The organism is Mesorhizobium sp. M7A.F.Ca.ET.027.03.2.1, from assembly GCF_003999175.1.
In the GTDB taxonomy this organism is placed as follows: Bacteria; Pseudomonadota; Alphaproteobacteria; order Rhizobiales; family Rhizobiaceae; genus Mesorhizobium.
Genome location: NZ_RZOM01001177.1, coordinates 1 through 1,792, shown reverse-complemented (window position 1 = coordinate 1,792; position 1,792 = coordinate 1). Strand labels below are relative to the sequence as shown.

The following is a 1,792-nucleotide window of genomic DNA, read 5'->3' as shown; positions in this document are numbered from 1 at the left end:
GGCAAGAATGGGAGCCGGTTCGGCCAAAGATCACGCTCAACGGAGAAGAGCTTTAGCGGCTGTCGAACATCCAACTGCGGTTTCGCCACATTTTCTCACCGACCAGACAGTCGGTGGTGGACCTCTCCTGCGCCAATATCACCGGCGGATGCGCGGCTTCTTCCGCCGCCCATTGCGGCGAGGCCGGACCGGCGAGTTCCAGCACCAGTTTGCGACGGATGGCTTCGGGAAACTGCGTCCAGTCATTGACCGGGATCATGAAGGCTCCGGGACCGCCAATGACGCAGTCGCTGTAGTAGCGATCGAGATTGCTGACGTCGTAGGCACCGGTGAAGCCGCCTCGCGTCATCAGCGGCAAGCCGTTGATGACGATGCCTTGCTTGATCAGCCCGTCGCGGGTCAGATTGACCGGCGCACCCTGGTTGTTGGGGCCGTCGCCCGAAATGTCGATGACCCGCTTCGTGCCCCGGTAGCCGCTTTCGGCAAACAGGTCGTTGCCGAACTCCAGCGCTCCGGAGATCGAGGTGCGCCGCGCACTATTGGGCGGCTGCGCCGACAACTGCGCGACCACGCGCTCGGCGTCGGTGCGGCTGGCGATCACCGTCCACGGCACGATGACGCGCTGCCAGGTGGTACCGGCCCATTCGACATAGGTAACGGCGATCTTGCCATAAGCCCCATCGGCAATGGCTTGCAGCACATTGTCGTGCGTCAGCGCCGCTGCGTAGCCATGACGCTGGATCTCGAGCTCGTCCGGTGACATCGACAGCGAGACATCGACGGCAAGCACCAGCTCGACATCGACGGGCTCGTCAGCAAGGGACGCCGGCGCCAACCAAAGCGTCAGCGCGAACGCGGCACAGCCCGAAAGCAAATGTCTAGCACAGGCAAAAGCAGACATTCCGCAAGGGTAAGCGAAAACCGTCGGCTTAAAAAGAGAAAAGCCCGGCCGATGGCCAGGCTTTTGCCTTCATGCCCTTTGCGCCTGCCTGCAATCAACTGCGCGGCTTCAAATTCTCCGGATCGTAGAGCGGCTTGTAGCCGACAGCAGCCACTTCGACCGGATAGGTCTCGCCGAAATACTCGATCGTGAGCTTGCGGCCTTCCTGGGCGTACGCCCACGGCAAATAGGCAAGACCGATATTCTTGCCGACGGTCGGCCCGTACGCCATCGAGGTGGTGAAGGACCGGCGGCCGAGTTCGTCGACCAGCGTTTCGCCGGTCTTCGGGTCCATCACCGGCATCGTGCCGACCGGATAGCGGGCCACGCCCTTCGCATCGACATTCTCGGTCATCACCAGCGTGCACAGCATGGCCGGCTGGTGCTCGCGGGCGCGATATTCGACATGCTTGGCCTTGCCGCAGAAATCGTTCTCCTTGACCTTCGGACGCGCAAGATCGGCTTCGAGCAGATTGTACTCGGTCAAAAGGTCGGCGTTCTGCAGCCGCAGGCTCTTTTCCATGCGGCGCGTGTTGGCATAGGTCTCAACGCCGAAGGGCATCACGCCGGTCGAGCGCAAGGCGTCCCAGACGGCCAGGCCGTCCTCGTAGCGCATGTGCAGCTCCCAGCCCTGCTCGCCGACATAGGAGATGCGGAAAGCGGTGACATCCTTGCCGCCGATCCGGACCGGCTTGATTGCCGCGAATGGGAAGTTCTCAACAGAGAGCCCGTCCGGATTTTCGACCACCTTCTGCAAGGTCGCCCGGGCGTTCGGCCCCCAGATGCCGATAGTGACGTATTTCTCGGTCACGTCGGTGATGGTGACGTCGAAACCTTTGTCCTGTGCCGTGC

2 protein-coding genes are annotated in these 1,792 nt (G+C 62.2%); both read right to left on the bottom strand.

Going from position 1 to position 1,792, the window contains the following annotated elements:
* Positions 1-52: 52 nt before the first annotated feature.
* Positions 53-901 (bottom strand): DUF1194 domain-containing protein, encoded by an 849-nt coding sequence (locus EN750_RS32640; protein WP_127399143.1) that lies wholly within the window; start codon positions 899-901, stop codon positions 53-55.
* A 94-nt stretch (positions 902-995) separates the two neighbouring features.
* Positions 996-1,792, bottom strand: a 797-nt coding sequence (locus EN750_RS32635) for an aminomethyltransferase family protein (RefSeq protein WP_145968131.1), incomplete at its 5' end; no start/stop codon positions are given.